This is a genomic window from Streptomyces sp. NPDC006487 (genome assembly GCF_042870555.1).
In the GTDB taxonomy this organism is placed as follows: domain Bacteria; phylum Actinomycetota; class Actinomycetes; order Streptomycetales; family Streptomycetaceae; genus Streptomyces.
This window is the reverse complement of sequence record NZ_JBIAHN010000009.1, coordinates 281,557-303,500: the sequence shown is the minus strand read 5'-3', so window position 1 is coordinate 303,500 and position 21,944 is coordinate 281,557. Positions and strand designations below refer to the sequence as shown.

Annotated in this window: 15 protein-coding genes; 5 read left to right on the top strand and 10 right to left on the bottom strand. The window is 69.1% G+C overall.

What is annotated here, in order from left to right:
- Nucleotides 1-111 precede the first annotated feature (111 nt).
- The 4 genes from ACFYM0_RS17955 to ACFYM0_RS17940 form a co-directional block, all read right to left on the bottom strand.
- A complete protein-coding gene (locus ACFYM0_RS17955; protein WP_388502209.1) occupies nt 112-1,383 on the bottom strand; it encodes a sugar ABC transporter permease in 1,272 nt (423 codons plus the stop codon).
- The gene (locus ACFYM0_RS17950) at nt 1,380-2,168 is read right to left on the bottom strand and encodes an ATP-binding cassette domain-containing protein (RefSeq protein WP_267752825.1); all 789 of its coding nucleotides are present in this window, start codon (nt 2,166-2,168) and stop codon (nt 1,380-1,382) included. Before ACFYM0_RS17950 ends, ACFYM0_RS17955 begins: the two co-directional genes overlap by 4 nt.
- Before the next feature lie 157 nt (nt 2,169-2,325).
- Complete coding sequence (locus tag ACFYM0_RS17945) at nt 2,326-3,429, bottom strand: substrate-binding domain-containing protein (protein ID WP_388502206.1); 1,104 nt, start codon at nt 3,427-3,429, stop codon at nt 2,326-2,328.
- 130 nt (nt 3,430-3,559) lie between these two features.
- Nucleotides 3,560-4,774, bottom strand: a complete 1,215-nt coding sequence (locus ACFYM0_RS17940) for an ROK family transcriptional regulator (protein WP_327255626.1) — start codon at nt 4,772-4,774, stop codon at nt 3,560-3,562.
- Between the two features lie 589 nt (nt 4,775-5,363).
- Here ACFYM0_RS17940 and mgtA point away from each other — a divergent pair.
- Both mgtA and ACFYM0_RS17930 read left to right on the top strand, forming a co-directional pair.
- Entirely contained in the window at nt 5,364-8,084 is a 2,721-nt protein-coding gene (gene mgtA / locus ACFYM0_RS17935) for a magnesium-translocating P-type ATPase (protein ID WP_388502203.1), read from the top strand.
- 47 nt (nt 8,085-8,131) lie between these two features.
- The gene (locus ACFYM0_RS17930) at nt 8,132-8,857 is read left to right on the top strand and encodes an MgtC/SapB family protein (RefSeq protein WP_388502200.1); all 726 of its coding nucleotides are present in this window, start codon (nt 8,132-8,134) and stop codon (nt 8,855-8,857) included.
- Between the two features lie 9 nt (nt 8,858-8,866).
- Here ACFYM0_RS17930 and ACFYM0_RS17925 read toward each other — a convergent pair whose 3' ends face one another.
- From ACFYM0_RS17925 to ACFYM0_RS17905, 5 genes are all read right to left on the bottom strand, one after another.
- Complete coding sequence (locus tag ACFYM0_RS17925; protein ID WP_327255624.1) at nt 8,867-9,796, bottom strand: carbohydrate ABC transporter permease; 930 nt, start codon at nt 9,794-9,796, stop codon at nt 8,867-8,869.
- A gap of 12 nt (nt 9,797-9,808) precedes the next feature.
- Nucleotides 9,809-10,753 carry a carbohydrate ABC transporter permease gene (locus ACFYM0_RS17920; protein ID WP_388502198.1) on the bottom strand — a complete coding sequence of 315 codons (945 nt, stop codon included), beginning with the start codon at nt 10,751-10,753 and terminating at the stop codon, nt 9,809-9,811.
- 43 nt (nt 10,754-10,796) lie between these two features.
- A complete protein-coding gene (ngcE, locus tag ACFYM0_RS17915) occupies nt 10,797-12,248 on the bottom strand; it encodes an N-acetylglucosamine/diacetylchitobiose ABC transporter substrate-binding protein (RefSeq protein WP_388502196.1) in 1,452 nt (483 codons plus the stop codon).
- A gap of 312 nt (nt 12,249-12,560) precedes the next feature.
- Nucleotides 12,561-15,275, bottom strand: coding sequence for an aconitate hydratase AcnA (gene acnA, locus ACFYM0_RS17910; RefSeq protein ID WP_388502193.1), 2,715 nt, complete (start codon nt 15,273-15,275; stop codon nt 12,561-12,563).
- Nucleotides 15,276-15,429: 154 nt separating this feature from the next.
- A complete protein-coding gene (locus ACFYM0_RS17905) occupies nt 15,430-16,509 on the bottom strand; it encodes a LacI family DNA-binding transcriptional regulator (protein WP_388502190.1) in 1,080 nt (359 codons plus the stop codon).
- A gap of 132 nt (nt 16,510-16,641) precedes the next feature.
- On the opposite strand from ACFYM0_RS17905, the gene ACFYM0_RS17900 reads away from it, so the two are divergent.
- Nucleotides 16,642-18,588, top strand: coding sequence for an amidohydrolase (locus ACFYM0_RS17900; RefSeq protein WP_388502187.1), 1,947 nt, complete (start codon nt 16,642-16,644; stop codon nt 18,586-18,588).
- A gap of 83 nt (nt 18,589-18,671) precedes the next feature.
- Here the strand turns inward: ACFYM0_RS17900 and ACFYM0_RS17895 are convergent, their stop codons facing one another.
- Nucleotides 18,672-19,541: a haloalkane dehalogenase gene (locus ACFYM0_RS17895; protein ID WP_388502185.1), complete on the bottom strand. Its 870-nt coding sequence runs from the start codon at nt 19,539-19,541 to the stop codon at nt 18,672-18,674.
- A gap of 96 nt (nt 19,542-19,637) precedes the next feature.
- Here ACFYM0_RS17895 and ACFYM0_RS17890 point away from each other — a divergent pair, with 96 nt between their 5' ends.
- Together ACFYM0_RS17890 and ACFYM0_RS17885 are read left to right on the top strand one after the other, a co-directional pair.
- Nucleotides 19,638-20,129 (top strand): MarR family winged helix-turn-helix transcriptional regulator, encoded by a 492-nt coding sequence (locus ACFYM0_RS17890; RefSeq protein ID WP_388502182.1) that lies wholly within the window; start codon nt 19,638-19,640, stop codon nt 20,127-20,129.
- Nucleotides 20,130-20,267: 138 nt separating this feature from the next.
- Nucleotides 20,268-21,797 (top strand): helix-turn-helix domain-containing protein, encoded by a 1,530-nt coding sequence (locus tag ACFYM0_RS17885; protein WP_388502180.1) that lies wholly within the window; start codon nt 20,268-20,270, stop codon nt 21,795-21,797.
- Nucleotides 21,798-21,944: the final 147 nt, after the last annotated feature.

Below are 21,944 nucleotides of genomic sequence, written 5' to 3'. Positions count from 1 at the left end.
ATACCCGCACATCTGTACGTACACGCCCACGCGCAGGTGCCCGGCGCCACATGAAGTGGCACCGGGCACTGTGACGGTTCTTACCGCCGTTTCACGCTCCGCGCACGCCGGTCAGGCGCGCCCGGCCGTCTTCTGCGTCTTGCGGGTGACCGAGTCGATCACCACGGTGGCGAGGAGGACCGCTCCGGTGATCATGTACTGGATCGGCGTCGCGATTCCCTCCAGGGCCAGACCGTACTGGATGGAGGTGATGACCATGACGCCGAGGAGGGCGTTCCAGGTCCGGCCGCGGCCGCCGAAGAGGCTGGTGCCGCCGATGACGGCCGCCGCGATCACGTTCATCAGCAGGTCGCCGGCGCCGGCGCTCTGGTTCGCCGCCGCGATCTTGGAGGCCCAGAAGAGGCCGCCGATGGCCGCGAAGGTGCCGGCGATCGCGAAGACCGTGATCCGGACCCGGTTGACGTTGATGCCCGCGCGCCGGGAGGCCTCGACGCTGCCGCCGAGGGCGAAGACCTGGCGGCCGAAGCTGGTGCGCCGCAGGAGGAAGTCCGTACCGACCAGGGCCAGCAGGAAGAGCACGATCGCCAGCGGCAGGCCCTTGTACTGGTTGAACACCATGGCCGGACCGAAGGTGAACACCGCGAGGAGCCCGGTGCGCAGCAGGATCTCGCCGAGCGGGCGGGAGGGCACCCCTGCGGCCGCGCGGCGCCGGTTGTCGGAGAACGTGGCGAGGAAGTACGCCACCACGGCGAGGGCGGCGAGCCCGTAGCCGACGGCCACGTCCGAGAAGAAGTACGTGGTCAGCTGCCCGACCACGCCCTCGGAGTCGAGGTTGATCGTGCCGTTGCTGCCGAGGATCTGCAGCATGGCGCCGGACCAGAAGAGCAGGCCCGAAAGGGTGACGGCGAAGGCCGGAGCGCCGATCTTGGCGAAGAAGAAGCCGTGGAGGGAGCCGATCAGGGCGCCTCCGGCGATCGCCGCGAGGATGGCCAGCCATTCGTTGACGCCGTTGGTGACCGAGAGGACGGCCACGATCGCACCGGAGACGCCGCTGACCGAGCCGACCGAGAGGTCGATCTCACCGAGCAGCAGGACGAAGATGATGCCGACCGCCATCATGCCGGTGGCCGTCATCGTGATCGCGATGTTGGTGAGGTTCTCGGCGCCGAGGAAGTTCGAGTTCAGGCCCTGGAAGATGCTCCAGATGATGATCAGGCCGAGAACGACGGGCACGGAGCCCAGGTCGCCCGCCTTGAGCTTGCGGCCGAACTCGTTCACGTACCCGGCGAAGCCCTGCTCGCGGACGAGCAGGCGGGGGTCCACGGCCGGGATGGCGTCGTGGGCGGCAGCCGGGTTGACGGGGTCTATGTGCTGGGTGCTCACTTGCGGGCCTCCCCTGTGCGGGCCGCCCGGCGGGTCACGGCGTTGTCCGTGGCCCCGGTGATGGCGGAGATGATCTCTTCCTGCGACGTGTCCTTCACGGAGAAGACGCCGTTGTTGCGGCCCAGCCGCAGGACGGCCACCTTGTCGGCCACGGCCTTCACATCGGCCATGTTGTGGCTGATGAGGATGACGGCGTGACCGCGCTCGCGCAGCCGCTCGACCAGGTCGAGCACCTGTGCGGTCTGCTCGACGCCGAGGGCGGCGGTGGGTTCGTCGAGGATCACGAGCTGGGGCTCGCCCAGCATGGAGCGGGCGATCGCCACGGTCTGGCGCTGACCGCCGGAGAGCGAGGCGATCGGGATGCGGACACTGGGGATCCGGATGGACAGGGTGGTCAGGAGCTCGCGTGCGCGGCGCTCCATCTCCACCTCGTCGAGGATGCCGCGCCGCTTGAGCTCGCGTCCCAGGAAGAGGTTGCCGACGACGTCGATGTTGTCGCACAGCGCGAGGTCCTGGTAGACCGTCGCGATGCCCAGGTTCTGGGCGTCGTGGGGCTTGGTGATCGAGACCGGGCGACCCTGCCACTCGATGACTCCGTCATCGATGGGGTGCACGCCGGCGATCGTCTTGACCAGCGTGGACTTACCGGCGCCGTTGTCGCCGACGAGGGCGACCACCTCGCCGGAGTGGATCTCGAGTTCTACGTCGGTGAGGGCCTGAACGGCGCCGAACCGCTTCGAGACCCCGCGCAACGCCAGTACGGGCGCAGCGGACACATGAACCATCTCCTTGCCGCCTGACCGGCGGGGATGTCGTGCAAAAGAGCAGGACCACGGGGGATTTGAGAGAAAGGTTTCTGTCCGGCGCCCCGCCAGTGGCGGGATGGAGGCGGGAGCGCCGGACAGGCATGGGGGCCGCTCGGCGGACCGAGCGGCGGGGGCCTTACTTCAGGCCGGCGGTGGCGCAGGCGGCCGCGTACTTGTCGGTGCAGATCTCGTCGACCGTGTAGACGTTGTCGCGGATGACGGTGTCCTTCACGTTCGCCTTGGTCAGCGAGACGACCGGGATCAGCAGGGACGGGACGCCCTTGGTGGTGGGGCTGTCGACCTTGGCGGTGGCCGTGGTCGCGATCGACTCGCCCTTGGCGAGGGCGACGGCCATCTTCGCGGCGGCCTCGGCCTCGGGGGCGTACGGCTTGTAGACGCTCATGAACTGCTCGCCCGCGACGATCCGCTGCACACCGGCGAGTTCGGCGTCCTGGCCGGTGACCGGGGGCAGGGGGGACACGCCGGCCGCCTTGAGGGCGGTGATGATGCCGCCGGCCATGCCGTCGTTGGCGGAGTAGACGCCGATGACCTTGTCCTTGCCGAGCGCCGAAAGCGCGGCCGCCATGTTGGTGTTGGCGTTCTCCGGCTTCCACTCGACGGTGTCGTACTCCTTGCCGACGTTCACGTTGCCGTCGAGGACGGAGTGTGCGCCCTTCTTGAACAGCGCGGCGTTCGGGTCGGTGACGGAGCCGTTCATCATGACGATCTGGCCGTCCTTGGCCTTGGCGCCCAGGGCCTCCAGGAGCGCCTTGCCCTGGACCTTGCCGACCTCTTCGTTGTCGAAGGAGGTGTAGGCGTCGATCGGGCCCTCGGCGAGGCGGTCGTAGGCCACGACCGGGATGCCGGCCTCCTTGGCCTTCTTGACCGAGCCGGCAATGGCCTTGGAGTCCACCGCGTCGATGATCAGGACGTTCACCTTGTTGGTGATCATCGTGTCGACCTGCGAGTTCTGCGTGGTCGCGTCCTGCTTGGCGTTGGCGTAGACGACCTCGCCCTTGCCCGCGGTCAGGTCCTTGACCGCCTTCTCGATGAGCGGCTTGTCGAACTTCTCGTAACGCGCGGTCTGGTTCTCCGGCAGGAGCAGACCGACCTTGATCGCGCCGCCCTTGACCGCGCCGGTGGCGTTGTCCTTCTTGTCCCCGGACTCCTTCGCGCTGCCGCAAGCGGCAAGCGAGACGGCCATGGTGCCGGCGGCAACGGCGACGGCGACTCTGCGCATACGCGTGTTCATTACTTGAACCTCCCTGACGAGGCCGCAGCACTGCGGCCGAGGTGGATGTGAGTCAACCCCGGCCGCGAGTTTGTCGTCAAGGAGTGAATGCTTAACGAGATGACAACGACGCCATTCGTTATCTAACTGAAGACAAGACGGCAGGTGCTCGCACTCCACTTCCATTTTCCGCCAAAAGCGTCGAATCGCCCATCTCACTCAGTACGAGGGCCAGCGCGCCCAGCACCTCGGCCCGGCCGCCCAGGGACCCCGTGAGCACCGACAATTGCCGGGCGGCACTGGGGATCGCGTACCTCCCCACTGATTCACGGATGGGAGCCAGGACCAGTTCACCGGCGTCCGCGAGGGAGCCTCCCAGGACCACCCGGCTCGGGTTCAGGAGATTGCACAGACTGGCCACGCCGCTGCCGATGTGGCGGCCCACGTCCGTGATGACCCGACGGCAGCCGGGGTCTCCGCCCCGGGCCAGTTCCACCACCCGTTCCATCGTCAACTCCGGTCCGTGGCTGCTCTGCAGGAGCGGCAGCACGTACCGGGCCGCGGCGAAGGTCTCCAGGCAGCCGCGGTTGCCGCAGCGGCAGACCGGGCCCGATTCGTCGAGCGTGATGTGCCCGATCTCGCCGGCGGTGCCGCCGGGTCCCCGGTAGATCTGGCCGTTGATGACCAGCCCCGCGCCGACACCGCTCGCGACCTTGATGTAGGCCAGGTCCTTCACTCCCCGGCCGCTCCCCCAAACGAGTTCACCGAGCGCCCCGAGGTTCGCGTCGTTGTCCACGTACACCGGTACGCCCAGGCGCTGCGAGAGCTCGCGCCGCGGGTTGATCCCGGCCCAGCCCGGCAGGATCGCGGTGGAGCCGAGGGTGCCGGACTCCAGGTCGATGGGGCCGGGCACGCCGAGACCGACGCCGATGACCTTGTCGCGGCCGATCCCGATGCCCTCGACGAGCCGTCCCACCAGGGCTTCCGCCCGGTCGAAGCCGTCGACCCAGGAGGCGTCCACGTCCAGCGGCTCGGACTCCTCGGCCAGCACCTGGTGGGCCAGGTTCCCCACGGCCACCCGCAGGTGGGTGTGGCCGAAGTCCACGCCGATCACGATGCCGGCGTCACCGCTGAGCGAGACGCTGCGCGCCCGCCTGCCCCCGGCGGAGGTGTCCGTGACCTCGACCGTCCCGGCCTCCTTGAGCTCCCGGACGATGTTGGAGACCGTGGCCGCCGACAGTCCGGTGCTCCGGGCGATCTCCGCCTGGGTCAGCGAGCCGGCGAGCCGTACCGCCCGTACGACGCGCTCCAGATTGGCGCGATGCAGTGAAGACTGCGATCCGGGAGTCTGCACGACTCATCCACTCCTGCCCATAAGCAACGGCAAGCCGTCGCCCCCCGGCCGGGGCCGTCAGCGGCTGCGTGCTCCGGCTGACACGAGACCCCGGCGTCTCTCCAACTTGTGAACCTTAAGTCGAGCCTTTGCGCCTCGCGACGTCAAGAGGCCGCCACAGTACGAATCGGCTACTACCGGTCATAAGTATGAGAGAAACCTCCATCCTGATCGTGCTACGGTCGCCGTGGCGCTGGTCTTCACGGTCTTCACGGCCGGATCGGGCGCCCTCTGTCATGCAAGCGCTACGCGAGGAGGTGTTCGGGATGAGTCCCGATCGAAGTCCTTGCAGCGCTCTCTTCGGCTGAGCTCCCTGAGCGGCCGGTCTCTCTTCGAGTGTGCACGCACGCGGCCCCGCGCCGCCTCCGTGCGTTCCTGCATTCATCTTCGTAACCCCTTCCGCACGCCCTGACGCTTCCGCCAGGCGTGCGTCATCCATGCCCATCGGCGTGCCTCGTGGCCGTACGTGCCACCTCGCGCCGACCCATGATCACTCCACGTGACCGCTCGGCTCCGTGCTGCCCGGACACCGTGGAGGGAGGTATTTGCCATGACCATGCTCACCCCCCGTACCCCCACGAAGCTCGCACCCCCGGGCCGGGCCCGCCGAGAGCGCAAGGCCGCCGAGCTGGAGGCCCGCACCCGGGCCGTCGGCGAGCGGCTCGCCGCGATCAGCGCCCGTCCCGGCGTCCGGGTCCTGCAGGAAGCGGACGCTTCCCGCAACGGCCTCACCCACACCGAGGCCGCGCTGCGCCTGGAGCGCCACGGCTCCAACGTCATCGCCCAGGAGCGCGCCCCGCGCTGGTACGTCCAGCTGGCGAAGGCGTACGCGAACCCCTTCATCGCCGTCCTGGTCTTCCTGGCGGCCGTCATGTACTGGCAGGACCCCGCCGACCCGGGCGTCGTCATCCTCTCGGTGATGGTCGGGATCAGCGGCGTGCTGCGCTTCTGGCAGGAGTACCGCTCGGGCCGGGCGGCCGACGCCCTCAAGCAGCTCGTCACCACCACCTGCGCGGTGCAGCGCCGGGCCGGCAGCGGCTCCGGGCCCACCACCTTCGAGATCCCCATGGACCAGGTGGTCCCGGGCGACGTGGTCAAGCTGGCAGCCGGCGATCTGATCCCGGCCGACCTGCGGCTCATCACCGCCAAGGACCTGATGGTCGGCCAGGCCGCCCTGTCCGGCGAGTCCCTGCCGGTCGCCAAGGCCGACACGCGCACGGACGACCTCGGCCAGCACGAGACCACCGACCCCGTCGAGGCCGACAACCTCTGCCTGATGGGCACCTCCGTGACCTCCGGAACCGCCACCGGACTCGTCGTCGCCACGGGCTCCGACACCTACTTCGGCTCGATGGCCGGCTCCCTGGTCGGCGAGCGCCCGGAGACCAACTTCGACACCGGGGTGCGCAAGGTCAGCTTCCTGCTGATCCGCTTCATGCTGGTGATGGTCCCCGTCGTCTTCATGATCAACGGCTTCACCAAGGGCGACTGGGAGGCCGCCTTCCTCCTCGGGATCGCGGTGGCGGTGGGCCTGACCCCCGAGATGCTGCCGATGGTGGTCTCGGCCAACCTGGCGCGCGGCGCGGTGGCGATGGCCAAGCGCAAGGTGGTCGTCAAGCGGCTCAACGCGATCCAGAACCTGGGCGCCATGGACGTGCTCTGCACCGACAAGACCGGCACCCTCACCGAGGACCGGATCGTCCTGGACCGCTACCTCGACGTGCACGGCGACGAGGACAACGAGGTCCTGGAGTACGGCTACCTCAACGCCCACTTCCAGACGGGCCTGAAGAACCTGATGGACCAGGCGGTCATCGACCGCGTGGGCGAGGCCGAGGAGGTTGTCGTCGATGCCCGATTCTCGATGGTCGACGAGATCCCCTTCGACTTCGCCCGGCGCCGGATGTCCGTGGTCCTGAACCGCAACAGCATCGTGGGCGGCTCCGGCCGGCCCGAGCACGTCATGATCACCAAGGGTGCCGTCGAGGAAGTCCTCGCGCTGTGCACCCACATGACGGACCGCGGGCAGAAGGTCGAGCTGACCGAACAGCTCCGGTGGCACGTCACCCGCATCGCCGAGGACAACAACCGCCAGGGCCTGCGCGTCCTCGCCGTCGCCACCCGGACGATGGGCACCCCCCGCGACACCTACACGGTCGCCGACGAGGACCGGCTGACCCTGGTCGGTTTCCTCGCCTTCCTCGACCCGCCGAAGGCCGACGCCGCCCGGGCCCTGCAGGGCCTCGCCGACAAGGGCATCGCGGTCAAGGTGGTCACCGGCGACAACGAGCTCGTCGCCGCCCGGGTCTGCGCCGACGTCGGTCTCACGGTCGGCCACGTCGTGGGCGGCACCGAGATCGACGGCCTCGACGACGCCGGACTGCGCGCGCTGGCCGCCCGTACGACGGTCTTCGCAAAGATCAACCCGGTCCAGAAGGCCCGGATCGTACGGGCCCTGCAGGCCGACGGCCACACGGTCGGCTTCCTCGGGGACGGCATCAACGACGCGGCCGCGCTGCGCGACGCGGACGTCGGCATCTCGGTGGACACCGCCGTGGACATCGCCAAGGAGTCCGCCGACATCATCCTGCTGGAGAAGGACCTGACCGTCCTGGAGCAGGGCGTGATCCAGGGCCGGACCACCTTCGGCAACACGATCAAGTACATCAAGATGACGGCCAGTTCCAACTTCGGCAACGTCTTCTCCGTGCTGGTGGCGAGCGCCTTCATCCCCTTCCAGCCGATGCTGGCGATCATGCTGCTGGTGCAGAACCTGGTCTACGACATCGCCCAGCTGGCCACCCCGTGGGACCGGATGGACGAGGAGTACCTGCGCAAGCCCCGCAACTGGGACGCCAAGGGCATCGGCCGCTTCATGCTCTGCATCGGCCCGATCAGCTCGATCTTCGACATCGCGATGTTCGTCATCATGTGGAACGTGTTCGCCGCCAACACCGAGGCGCACGCGGCGCTCTTCCAGTCCGGCTGGTTCATCGAGGGCCTGCTCTCGCAGACCCTGGTCGTCCACATGATCCGCACCCGCAAGATCCCCTTCATCCAGTCGCGGGCGTCCTGGCCGGTGATGGTGATGACCGTCCTCGCGGTGCTGACCGGGCTCTTCCTGCCCTTCTCTCCGCTGGCCTCCTCGCTGGGCTTCGTCCCCCTGCCGGCGAGCTACTTCCCGTGGCTGATCGGCGTGCTGCTGGCGTACTGCACGCTCACGCAGCTGCTGAAGACCGTGTACATCCGCAAGTTCGGCACCTGGCTCTGACAGAGCCCGCACGAAGAGAAGACACGAAGAGAGAAGGGAGAAGGCCGATGATGCCCACCGAATGGGAGATGGCCGGGCACCTGGTCGCGGCGCTCGGATTCGGGGCGGCCATCGGCCTGGAACGGCAGTGGCGGGCCCGGATGGCGGGCCTGCGGACCAACGCCCTCGTGGCGGGCGGGGCAGCGCTGTTCGTACTGCTCTCGCAGTACGGGTTCATGAGCGAGGTCTCGGAGGTCCAGTACGACGGCTCGCGGGTCGCCGCCCAGATCGTCTCGGGGATCGGCTTCCTGGGCGCCGGCGTGATCATGCGCGACGGACTGAGCGTCCGGGGCCTGAACACGGCCGCCACCCTGTGGTGTTCGGCGGCCGTGGGCTGCCTCGCGGGCACCGGGATGTTCGTCCTGGCGGCCTGCGGCACGGTGGGCGTGGTGGGGGCGAACCTCCTGCTGCGCCCGCTGGGCCGGCGGATGGACCGCGAGCCGGGGGGCGGGGCCGAGGTGGCCACCGACTTCCACTTCGAGGCCGTGTGCCTGGAGACGGAGGAGGCCCACATCCGCCACCGGCTGGTCGACGCGCTGGGCCGGCCGGGGTACCAGCTGCGCTCGATCCGCAGCCAGGACGGCCCGGAGGCCGGCCTGGTGACGGTGTCCGCGCTGCTGACCGCCGAGGGCGAGGGGGGCCGGATGCTCGAGGAAGCCGTCAGCAACCTCTCTCTCGACCCCTCCGTCTCGGCGGTCAGCTGGTCGGTCGTGCCCGACCCCTCCGCTGCGTGAGCGGAGGCGCTACTTGAGCGTGGCGGAGGTCAGTCCGGCCTGGATCTGCCGCTGGAAGGACAGGTAGACCACCAGCATCGGGATCATCGCGATGGTCACACCGGCGAACAGCACCGGCAGGTCCGTCTCGTAGCCCATCTGGTACTGCAGCTGGATCAGGCCCTGGGTGAGCATGTAGCGCTCGGGGTCCGATCCGGTCTGCGGCTGCATCAGCACGGACGGCAGGATGTACTGGTTCCACTGCCCCAGGACATTGAATATCCCGACGCTGATCAGGCCGGGCTTGGCCATCGGCATCATCACCTGGAAGAAGATCCGGGTGTGGGAGGCCCCGTCGATCACGGCGGCCTCGTGCACGGCCGTCGGCAGCGTCCTGAAGAACGAGTGCATGAAGAAGACGGTGAACGGCATCGAGTACGCCACGTACACCAGGATCAGACCCTGGAACGTGTTGAGCATGTCCAGCCGCTTCACCATGAAGAACAGCGGGACGAGCGCCAGGAAGACCGGGAACATGGCCCCGCTGACGAAGAAGTAGTAGATCGGCCGGTTGCCCCGGAAGGGGTAGCGGGCCAGGACGTACGCGGCCATCGAGCCGAGCAGCATCGTCAGCGGAACCGAGAACACCATCACGATGAGGGTGTTGGCGAAGTAGCTGCCGATGCCCTTGTCCCAGGCGCGGGGGAAGGCGTCGAAGTGCCAGTTGGCCGGCCAGCTCAGGGCCGACTCGCCGATCTGCACGTCGGTCTTGAACGAACCGAGCACCAGCCAGATGAGGGGCAGGATGATCATTATCCCCCACACGGCGAGGAAACCGTGCGAGAAGACGTTCAGGACCATGCCGTCGGAACCGCTCTTGCGCTTCCCGCGGGGGTGCCCGGTGGCGGAGGCGCGCTTCTCGGCCGCCGCCTCGCCCGGTGCTTTGATCACAGTGGTCATCGTGGTCTCCCGCTAGAACTCGACGTGCTCGCGGCGAGTGGCCCGCAGCGTGATGGCGGAGAGGATCAGGGTGAGGACGAGCATCACGACCCCCATGGCGCAGGCGTAACCGGCCTTGCCGAAGTAGAGGAAGTTACGCATCAGCACCGTCGCCATGACCTCGCTGTGGTGGTCCGGTCCGCCGCCGAACTGGCCCGAGGTCATGGTCGACACGAGGACGAACATGTCCATCGCGGCGATGCCCAGATAGACCGCGGAAGTCTGTACAGAATCCCACAGCAGGGGCAGCGTGACCTTGAAGAAGGTCTGTGCGCGCTTCGCGCCGTCGAGCAGGGCGGCTTCGTAGATGTCCTTGGGGATCGACTGCATGGCGGCCGAGAAGAGGACGAGGTAGAAGCCGACCCCGTGCCAGACCACGACGAGCAGCAGGCACCAGAGGACGAAGTTCGGCTCGTTGAGCCATTCGATGGGGTGGGCCGGATCGACCAGACCCAGTTTGGTGAGGAATCCATTCAGCAGCCCTCCCTCGTCGCTGCGGTACACGGCTCCGAAGAGCACCGCGAGGATGGCGAGGGAGAGGACCTGCGGGAAGAAGTAGATCACCTTGTAGAGGGCGGAGCCCGCCACTCCCTGGACTCCGCCGGCTCCGCTGCGCCCTCCGGCGTTCAGCATGAAGGCGAAGAACAGGGAGATCAGGATGGTGATCGTCGGGACGAACACCAGGAGCAGCAGGTTGTGCAGCAGCGCGCCGCGGAAGACCTCGTCCTTCATCAGGGCCGAGTAGTTGTCCAGCCCGACGAAGTCGAAGGTCGGTGACTGACCCGTCCAGTTGGTGAAGGAATAGCCGAACGTCTGAATGTACGGCCAGATGACAAAGGTCAGGTACAACGCGAGGGGCAGGATGAGGAAGCCGGCGATGAAGCCGCCCCGCCCCTTGCTGTTTGCTACGTGGCTCATGGTGTCCGTCCCTGGTGTTTCCGGGTGCCCGGTGGACGCGGTGTCAGCTGCGCTTGTTGTTCTTGGCGTTCGGGTCCTTCGTGGCCTTGTCTACCGCAGCCTGGGCCCGCTTGATCCATTCCTTGGGCTGGATGCGCTTGGCCATCAGCTCATTGGACGCGTTCTCCAGCTCGGTACCCATCTCGCTGTACCAGTCGCCGTAGCGGTAGTTGAAGGTGTTGTCCCCGGCCGCCTTGAGCGCCGCGACGGCCGACTGGGTACCCGGGCGGAGCTTGACCGTCGGGTCCACGCCGTCCTTGAGGACGGTGAGGGAGTTGGCCTGCTGGGCGAAGAGGGTGGACCACTCGCGCGACAGCATGGAACGGAGGAACTCCAGGCCGCCGGCCTTGTTCGCGGCCTTCTCAGGGACGATGAAGGGCTCGCCGGCGCCGGCGCGGATGGCCTCGAAGGGCAGCTTGGACCCGGGCAGCACCGGCATCGGCAGGAACTGCATGTCGAAGTCTTCCGGGGTCTGCTTGAGCTGCTCGTTCTCCAGCCAGGAGCCGGAGGTGATGAAGGCGGCCTTGCCCTGGTTCCACTGGGTCTGGGACTCGGTGTGCGTCAGGCCGTTGGTGCCGGCCAGCAGCAGGTCCTTCTCGACGATCTCGTAGATCGCCTCGACCGCCTCGAGCGCCACCGGGTTGTTCGCGAAGGCGTTCGGCTCCAGGTTGTCGATCGCCTTCATGGCATCCAGGCCGCCCTTCTTGGCGATCAGGTCCATGATGGCGACGTTGATGTAGTACGGGTACTTGCCCTGGTGGGCCAGGCCGCCGATGCCGGCCGCCTTGGCCTTCTGACAGATGTCCATGAACTCGGGCCAGGTCTTCGGCGCGGTCCAGCCCTTCTCCTTGAAGAGCTTGCCCGAGTACCACAGGCCCCAGACCGTGTAGACGTACTGCAGGGCGACGAACTTGCCGCCGATCATGCCGCCTTCGATGGTCCCGGGCATCAGCGTGTCCCGGACCTTCTTGGTCGGGTCGTCGAGCGACGGGGCGTCGAGCACCACGGTGAGGTCGGCGAGCTGGTTGCCCTTGGCGAGCACGTCCAGCTTGATCTGCTGCGCGCCCGAGTCGTCGACGACGTCCGGCGGGTTGCCGCCGTTGAAGCGCGGCTGGAGCTTGGAGGTGATCTCCTGGGTGGAGAGGTGCGAGGAAGTGGTGCCCCACTTCTTGTCGAACGCCGCTTCCCAGGCCTTGGCGTAGTCGTCGCCGTAGCCGCCCTTGAAGACGACCACGTCGAGCTTGCCGCCCTTGGCGACACCGAACGGGTTCTCCTTGGTGACGGCCACCTTGGACTCGTTGCCCTTGGTCGTCTCGTCGGAGCCGGAGGCGCACGCGGACAGGAAGCTCATCGTCGGTACCGCGATGAGGCCGAGTGCCGCGGAGCGCTTGATCAGGTCCCGGCGGCCGAAGCCCTCACCGTTGCTGTTCTCGCCGTGGGCGGAGGTGGATCCCATGCTCAAGTCCTCGCCTTCGTCAGAAGTGTGAAGGAGGAAGGAAAGTGCGACTGCTGCCGCCCAGCGGACATCACCGCAGGTCCCCGCCATCCCCCCGTCCGGAGCCGCTCGTTTCGCGGTGACCCGGACGGGCACAGGTATAGTCCACTTCCGCTCCTGTGAGCAAGATCATGTACCGGTATGGGCCCCTACTTTTCCGAGTTGAGACCTCACCGTCACCTGAGCCGGACCGTCGGAGCCGCCCGCAAAAACGGAAGGGCCGTACCCCCTTAACGGAGGTACGGCCCTTTGGTGCCGGTATGCCCTGTGTGCTTAGCCGCGGATGAGGTTGCGGAGCACGTACTGCATGATGCCGCCGTTGCGGTAGTAATCCGCCTCGCCCGGGGTGTCGATGCGGACGACCGCGTCGAACTCCACACCGGTGTCGGTGGTCACCTTGACCGTGCGCGGGGTGGTGCCGTTGTTCAGCTCCTCCACACCGGTGAAGGAGAAGGACTCCTCGCCGGTGAGGCCCAGGGAGGCCGCCGTGACGCCCTCCGGGTACTGCAGGGGCAGGACGCCCATGCCGATCAGGTTGGAGCGGTGGATGCGCTCGTAGGACTCGGCGATGACGGCCTTGACGCCGAGCAGCGCGGTGCCCTTCGCCGCCCAGTCGCGGGAGGAGCCGGAGCCGTACTCCTTGCCCGCCAGGATGACCAGCGGGATGCCGGCGGCCTGGTAGTTCTGCGAGGCGTCGTAGATGAAGGAGACCGGGGCGCCCTCGACGGTGAAGTCGCGGGTGAAGCCGCCCTCGGTGCCCGCCGCGATCTGGTTGCGGAGGCGAATGTTGGCGAACGTACCGCGGATCATGACCTCGTGGTTGCCGCGGCGGGAACCGTACGAGTTGAAGTCGCGGCGCTCGACGCCGTGCTCGGTGAGGTACTTGCCGGCCGGGGTGTCGGCCTTGATGGCGCCGGCCGGGGAGATGTGGTCGGTGGTGACCGAGTCGCCCAGCTTCGCCAGCACACGGGCGCCGGCGATGTCGGAGACCGGAGTGGTCTCCATCGTCATGCCCTCGAAGTAAGGGGGCTTGCGCACGTAGGTGGACTGCGGGTCCCACTCGAAGGTGTTGCCGGTCGGGATCGACAGCGCCTGCCACTGGGCGTCGCCCGCGAAGACGTCCTGGTAGGACTTGCTGAACATGTCTTCGCCGATCGCGTTCGCGACGACATCGTTGACCTCGGCCTCGGTGGGCCAGATGTCCTTCAGGAAGACCGGGTTGCCCTCGGAGTCGGTGGCGATGGCGTCCCTGGTGATGTCCACCTTCATGGAGCCCGCGATGGCGTACGCGACGACCAGCGGCGGGGAGGCCAGGTAGTTCATCTTGACGTCGGGGTTGATGCGGCCCTCGAAGTTGCGGTTGCCCGAGAGGACCGAGGTGACCGCCAGGTCGGCGTCGTTGATCGCCTTGGAGATCTCCTCCTCCAGCGGACCCGAGTTGCCGATGCAGGTGGTGCAGCCGTACCCGACGAGGTTGAAGCCCATCTTGTCGAGGTACGGGGTCAGGCCCGCCTTGTCGAAGTAGTCGGTGACGACCTTCGAGCCCGGCGCCAGGGTGGTCTTGACCCACGGCTTGCGGGCGAGACCCTTCTCGACGGCCTTCTTCGCCACGAGCGCCGCGGCCACCATGACGTAGGGGTTCGAGGTGTTGGTGCACGAGGTGATCGCGGCGACGGTGACGGCGCCGTGGTCGATCTCGAAGGAGGTGCCGTCGGCCAGGGTCACCGCGGTGGGCTTGCTGGGCACGCCGTTGGCCGCGGCCGGGGAGTCGGACGCCGGGAAGGACTCCTTGCCGGCCTCCTCGTCGTCGGAGACGTAGTTGCGCACGTCCTGGGCGAACTGCTGCGAGGCGTTCGCGAGGATGATGCGGTCCTGCGGGCGCTTGGGGCCGGCGATGGAGGGGACGACCGTGGAGAGGTCGAGCTCCAGCTTCTCGGAGAAGTCCGGCTCGGCGGCCGGGTCCAGCCACAGGCCCTGGGCCTTGGCGTAGGCCTCGACGAGCGCGACCTGCTGGGCGTCGCGGCCGGTCAGGCGCAGGTACTTCAGCGTCTCGTCGTCGATCGGGAAGATCGCGGCGGTGGAGCCGAACTCCGGCGACATGTTGCCGATGGTGGCGCGGTTCGCCAGCGAGGTGGCGGCGACGCCCTCACCGTAGAACTCGACGAACTTGCCGACGACGCCGTGCTTGCGGAGCATCTCGGTGATGGTCAGCACGAGGTCGGTGGCGGTGGTGCCGGCCGGCAGCTCGCCGGTCAGCTTGAAGCCGACGACGCGCGGGATCAGCATGGAGACCGGCTGGCCGAGCATCGCGGCCTCGGCCTCGATGCCGCCGACGCCCCAGCCCAGTACGCCCAGGCCGTTGACCATCGTGGTGTGCGAGTCGGTGCCGACGAGGGTGTCGGGGTACGCCTGGCCGTTGCGGACCATGACCGTGCGGGCCAGGTGCTCGATGTTGACCTGGTGGACGATGCCGGTGCCCGGGGGGACGACCTTGAAGTCGTCGAAGGCGGTCTGGCCCCAGCGCAGGAACTGGTAGCGCTCCTTGTTGCGGCCGTACTCCAGCTCGACGTTCTGCGCGAAGGCGTCCTTCGTGCCGAACTTGTCGGCGATCACCGAGTGGTCGATGACCATCTCGGCGGGCGAGAGCGGGTTGATCTTCGCCGGGTCGCCGCCGAGGGCCTTCACGGCCTCGCGCATGGTGGCGAGGTCCACGACGCAGGGGACGCCGGTGAAGTCCTGCATGATCACGCGGGCCGGCGTGAACTGGATCTCCTCGCTGGGCTGGGCCTGCGAGTCCCAGTTTCCGAGCGACCGGATGTGGTCGGCGGTGATGTTCGCGCCGTCCTCGGTACGGAGCAGGTTCTCCAGCAGGACCTTCAGGCTGTAGGGAAGGCGGGCGGAGCCCTCGACCTTGTCCAGCTTGAAGATCTCGTACGACTCGTCGCCCACCTGCAGCGTGCTGCGGGCGTCGAAGCTGTTCGCCGACACGACAGTCTCCTTCATGCATGAATTCGCGCGTATTGCCGCAATCCTGCCGCGAGGCACTCTGGCCTTTCCGCTAAGGTGAGGCTAAGTTAGGTAACCCTTACCAGCGGGGCGGCTGCGGCACGTCCGGGGCAGATATCTCGATGTCGAGATAACTCTAGTACATGCCGGGGGCGCGGGACGAGGCACGCACCCTCAGGCCCGCCGGTACCGTCAGCCGCCCAGTGGATTCCGCATGTCCGGATTCGATGAGCTTGACCAGGGACGAAACCGCCGTTTCGGCAATCCGCTCGGGATCGAAGGTGACGGTGGTCACGGCGGGTTCGTTCTCGGCGTACGCCGGGTCCTCGCTGGCACAGACCAGCAGCAGGCCCTTCTCCCCCGGGTCGGCACCCGGACCGGCGGCCGGACCGGCACCGGGGCCGGGGACGGCGATGCCGTGGCGCGCGGCGGCGGCCAGCACCTGCCGGCCCCCGGGGTCGTATACGCAGTAGACGGCGTCGGGCCGGTCCGGCCGGTGCCGCCCGTCCGGCCCCGCGAAGGCCGGGTCGAAGGCGTGCCCGGCGTCGTCATTGGGGTCGAAGGGGATCACGAGCGGGGCCCGGCGCCGCTCGGCGCACCAGTGTTCATAGGCTGACGTGACGGCCCCGGTGTAGAACTCCCGGCCGTAGCCCGCGTGCAGCGCGATCCGCCGGGCCCCGGAGGCCTCCAGGTGGTCCAGCACCTCGCGGGTGGTGGCGGTGTGGTCGTTGTCCACCCACACGTCGCCCGGCAGCGGATCGACCGGAGGCCCGTCGAAGACCACCGGCATCCCCCGCGCCCGCAGTGCGCGCAGCACCGGGTCGTCGGCCGGGCTGTCGAGCAGCAGCATCCCGTCCACGGCCAGGGTGTGCCACAGCGGCTCGGCGCCGCGGTCGGCGGGCAGTGTGGTCAGGGCGTAGCCGTGGGCGTGCGCCGCCGAGGTGGCGGCGATCAGCAGCCGGGCGTAGTAGGCGATCCGGGCGAAGTCCCAGGCGAAGCCCGCGTACGTGGTCACCGCGAGGCCCAGGCTGCGGTTGTGCGGGCCGCGCCGGGCTCCGTAGCCGAGGGCCCCGGCGACCTCGCGCACCCGGCGGCGGGTGGACTCGCCGAGGCGGCCGGTGCCGTTGAGCGCGTGGGAGACGGTCGCGGTGGAGACCTCGGCGGCGCGGGCGATGTCGGCGAGGGTCGGACCGGGAACCGGCGCGGGCGGGGGCATCGGGACATGTCCTGATGCGTGAAGAAGGGGGGCGGGCACGGCGCCATCGTACGGATTTCGTCGCCGGAGGCGGCTTCTGGTTAAGCCCTTAACCAAACAGCCTCCTGGCCACGCCAACGTTTGGGAGTGTGCATGCAGTCTTCTCCTTCCCCCCGGTCCCCGCTGTCCGGCCACTCCCCGCTGTCCCGCCGCGGGCTCCTCGCGGCCGCCGGAGCCGCGGGCGCGGCGGGTCTGCTGGGCGCGGGGCCCGCCGCGGCCGCCGCGCCGCCCGCCGGCGGGCGCAACTCGGCCGCGCTGGTGATCCGCAACGCCTCGGTTTTCACGGGGGTCACCGGGACCGAACGCCGGGGGCCCCTGCGGGCCGTCGCGGTCGGTCGGGACGGGAAGATCCTGGCCACCGGGACCGACGCGGCGCTGCGCCGGTACGTGGGCCGGGACACCGAGGTGGTCGACGCCCGCGGCAACACCGTGATGAGCGGGATCCACGACGGCCACGTCCACCCGCTCGGGGCCGGCGAACGCTCTCTGTCCCCCTCGCTGGAGAGCGCGGAGACCACCCCGGCCGAGCTCCTGGAGATCCTGACCGGCTTCCTCGCCGACACCGGCGGCGCCGCCGCCGAGCCCGACGGCTGGCTGGTGGTCGAGGACTGGAACCCGGTCGGGCTGCTCCCCGTGGGCACCGCTCCGCACCACTCGGTGCTGGACGCGCTCCCGACGCGGCGGCCCGTCGTCCTGATCGGCGGCGACGGACACAACCTGTGGGCCAATCAGCGGGCCCTGGACATCGCCGGGATCACGGCGGCCACCCCCGACCCCGTCGGCGGCAAGGTGGTCAAGGGCGCGGACGGGAAGCCGACGGGCGTCCTGAAGGACGACGCCCAGGGGCTGGTGAGGCGCCTGATTCCCGAGCACACCCGCGCCGAGCTGGTCGCGGCGTGCGCCGAGGTGCTGGGGCTGGCGGCCGCGTCCGGGGTCACCACGATGATGGACGCCCTGGTGGGGCGGCACGAACTGGAGCTGTACCAGGCGCTCTCCGCGGCGGGCAGGCTGCCGCAGCGGATCGTCCCGGCGATCCGGCTGGACGCGGACCAGGCCAAGGACACGGCGGGCTCGCTGGCGTACGCGCGGGGCCTGCGCAAGGAGTTCGGGGGCGTACGGGGGATCCGGTTCGGGATGATCAAGGTCTTCCTCGACGGGGTCATCGAGTACCCGGCGCAGACCGCCGCCCTGCTGGAGCCGTACCTCGACGCGAACGGCAAGCCGACCGCGAACCGGGGCGAGCTCTACACCTCGGCCGCGGACTACGGCCGGCTCAGCGCCGCCTTCAACCGGGCGGGCTGGCAGATGCACGCCCACGGGCTCGGCGACCGGGCGGTACGCACCGCTCTGGACGGGTACGAGTACGCCCGCAAGGTGACGGGGCAGCGGGACGCCCGCAACGCGGTGGCGCACCTGCAGATCGTGAACCCCGCGGACCTGCGTCGCTTCGCGCGGCTCGGGGTCGCGGCGTGCATGCAGCTCCAGTGGGCGACGCGGGACACCTGGACGGTGGAGGCCCTGCTCCCCTACATCGGGCCCGAGCGGCACCGGTGGCTGTACCCGGCGCGCAGCCTGGAGAAGGCGGGCGCACGGCTGACGGGCGGTTCGGACTGGCCGGTGGACGCCCTCCAGGTGTGGAACCAGCTCCGGACGGCGATCGACCGGCAGGGCTCGGAAGGGGCGGGCGAGCTGTACCGGGCGCAGGAGGCGCTGAGCCGGGACACCACCTTGCGGATGCACACCTCGGGAACTGCCTGGCAGCTCCGCCAGGAGGAGCTGACCGGCACGCTGGAGCCGGGCAAGGCGGCGGACCTGGTGGTCCTGGACCGGGACGTGACGCGCTGTCCGGTGGCCGACATCAGCGGGACGGGCGTACGGATGACCCTGGTCGGCGGCCGGGTGGTGCACGAGGCGGATTCCGCGTCGGGCCGGGCGGCTGCGGCCCGGCTGGCCCGCGCCGCGGCGGCGGGCGCGCGCCCGGCCTCGTACGCCTCGGTCCACGGCGGCGGCAAGGGCCGGCACCACGCCTGCGGGCACTGAGCCTGCGGGCACCAACCCCGCGGGCACCGAGGGGGCTCCGGGGCGGGGACTTCTTCCGGTCCCCCGCCCCGGGCGGCCGCCGGTCAGCCCGCAAGGCCGTGGCGCGCGGCCCAGGCCGTGACGGCGGCGGCGATCTCCGCGGGCCGGTCCTCCGGGCAGAGGTGGGCGGCCGCGCCGCAGTACTCGCTCTCCAGCGCGGAGATGTTCTCCTCGCTCCACGCGAGCAGCTCGGGGCCGACCATCAGGGCGGGCGAGCCGTCGAAGTGGAGCAGGAGCTTGGGCACCCGCGGGCTGGCGGCCAGCCAGGCGTCGTACGCCTCGACCCGGGCGACCACGTCCGCCGGTTCGCCGCCGATCGGCAGGGAGCGGGCGAACCGGAGCAGGGGGAGCCGGCTCTCGGGGGTCGGGTAGGGGGCGGCGTAGACGGCGTGGTCTTCCTCGCTCAGCGTGCTCAGCACCGTCTTGCCGATGCTGTCCTCGATGAAGAGGTTCCGCTCCAGGATCATCTCCTCCCCCACCCCCGGGGTACGGATCGCCTCGAACCGGGCGCGGGCCGCGGGCGGGTACTCCTCCCAGGTCATCGGCCGCAGGATCGTCTCCATGAAGGCGAGGGCCCGGACCTGCTCCGGCCGGCGGGCGGCCCGGTCGAAGGCGAGCGCGCCGCCCCAGTCCTGCCCGACGAGGACGAACCCGTCGAGGCCGAGGGCCTCGAACCAGGCGTCGAGGTAGCGGGCGTGGTCGGCGAAGCGGTACGCGCCGCCGGGCTTCCCGGAGCGGCCCATCCCGATGAGGTCGGGGGCGAGGAGGCGGACCCGGCCCCCGATCCGGGGCAGTACCCCCCGCCACAGGTGGGAGGAGGTCGGGTTGCCGTGCAGGAAGACGAAGGGGACGCCGTCGGGGGCGCCGAGGTCCTCGTAGTACATGGTCGAGTCGAGTACGTCGATGACGGGCACGGGAACCATCCGTTCATTTCGTTGGTGTCACGAACGTTTGCGTTACCAACGAACTTAAATCGTTAGTGCCACCAACGCAAGGGGTACGATCCCGCCATGACCACGGAAGAGGACCAGGGCGCCCCCGCCCTCCCCGCGCGACTGCGCGAACTCCCCAGCCGGCTGCTCTCGCAGGCCTCGGCGCACGCCGCACGGCTCGTCACCGAGGGACTGAGCGGGGCGGATGCCCACAAATGGCACTACGCGGCCCTGGTCGCCCTGGACGAGTTCGGGCCCGCGAGCCAGGCGGCCCTGAGCGGCCGCACCGGCATCCACCGCAGCGACCTGGTCGCCGTCATCAACGAACTCGCCGAACGCGGGCTGGTCGAGCGGACCCCCGACCCCGCCGACCGGCGGCGCAACGTGATCACCCTCACGGCCGCCGGCCGGCGCCGCCTGCGCAAGCTGGAGCAACTGCTCGCCGCGGCCCAGGAGGAGCTCCTGTCCCCTTTGTCCGCACCGGAGCGCGAGCAGCTCGTCGGACTGCTCGGCCGCCTCGTCGCACACCACGCGCACGGCGGCCCCACGATGGGAACTGACGACCGGTAAGTCCCTTTTGGTGCCCATTGATACCAGCTGAACCCATTGACACCCGACGACACCCGACGACACCCGTTGAGACTCACCCGCCACCCGTCTGCCACGCCCAACGCGATCGACATCTCATATCTGAGATACGGTGCATCCATGGCAGACGACTACCTCGTACGCATCGGCAAGCTCATCCGTGACGCCCGGCAGCACCGGGGCTGGACACAGAGTCAGCTCGCGGATGCTCTCGGCACCAGCCAGAGCGCCGTGAACCGGATCGAGCGCGGCAACCAGAACATCAGCCTTGAGATGATCGCGCGCATCGGGGAAGCCCTCGACAGCGAAATCGTCTCCCTGGGTTACGCCGGCCCGATGCACCTGCGCGTGGTCGGCGGCCGCCGCCTGTCCGGCGCCATCGACGTCAAGACGAGCAAGAACGCGTGCGTGGCCCTGCTGTGCGCCTCACTGCTCAACAAGGGCCGTACGGTCCTTCGCCGGGTGGCCCGCATCGAGGAGGTCTACCGCCTCCTCGAGGTCCTGAACTCCATCGGCGTCCGCACCCGCTGGATCAACGACGGCGTCGACCTGGAACTCGTTCCGCCGGCCCGCCTCGACATGGACGCCATGGACGCGGACGCGGCCCGCCGCACCCGCAGCATCATCATGTTCCTCGGTCCCCTCCTCCACCGGATGGACCACTTCAAGCTGCCCTACGCGGGCGGCTGCGACCTCGGCACCCGCACCATCGAGCCGCACATGATCGCCCTGCGCCGCTTCGGCCTGGACATCACCGCGACCGAGGGCATCTACCACGCCCAGGTCGAGGCCGGGATCTCCCCGGACCGCCCGATCGTGCTGACCGAGCGCGGGGACACCGTCACCGAGAACGCGCTGCTGGCCGCCGCCCGGCACGACGGCACCACCGTCATCCGCAACGCCTCCTCCAACTACATGGTCCAGGACCTGTGCTTCTTCCTGGAGGCGCTCGGCGTCCGGGTCGAAGGCGTGGGCACCACGACCCTGACGGTCCACGGCGTCCCGAACATCGACGTCGACGTGGACTACTCCCCCTCCGAGGACCCGGTCGAGGCGATGAGCCTGCTGGCCGCGGCGGTCGTCACGGAATCCGAACTCACCATCCGCCGGGTCCCGATCGAGTTCATGGAGATCGAGCTCGCGGTCCTGGAGGAGATGGGCCTCGACCACGACCGCTCCCCCGAGTACACGGCCGACAACGGCCGCACCCGCCTGGTGGACCTCACCGTCCGCCCGTCGAAGCTCGAAGCGCCGATCGACAAGATCCACCCGATGCCCTTCCCCGGGCTGAACATCGACAACGTCCCCTTCTTCGCCGCCATCGCGGCCGTGGCCCAGGGCCAGACCCTGATCCACGACTGGGTGTACGACAACCGCGCCATCTACCTCACGGACCTCAACCGCCTCGGCGGCCGCCTCCAACTCCTGGACCCCCACCGCGTCCTCGTCGAGGGCCCCACGCGCTGGCGCGCGGCAGAAATGATGTGCCCCCCGGCCCTGCGCCCGGCGGTGGTCGTCCTCCTGGCGATGATGGCGGCCGAGGGCACCTCGGTCCTGCGCAACGTCTACGTCATCAACCGCGGCTACGAGGAACTGGCGGAGCGCCTCAACTCGGTGGGCGCACAGATCGAGATCTTCCGCGACATCTAGGAACCAGGACGAACCCGTCGCATTCAGACCTGTCCTGATGCCCGGTCAACCCCCGGGCTGATCTGCGGAGATACCCCTCCACGCCTCCCGTTGCCTTCCCGTCGCTTCCGACGCCTTGTGCAGCGGATGTGCAGCGCAGGAATCGAA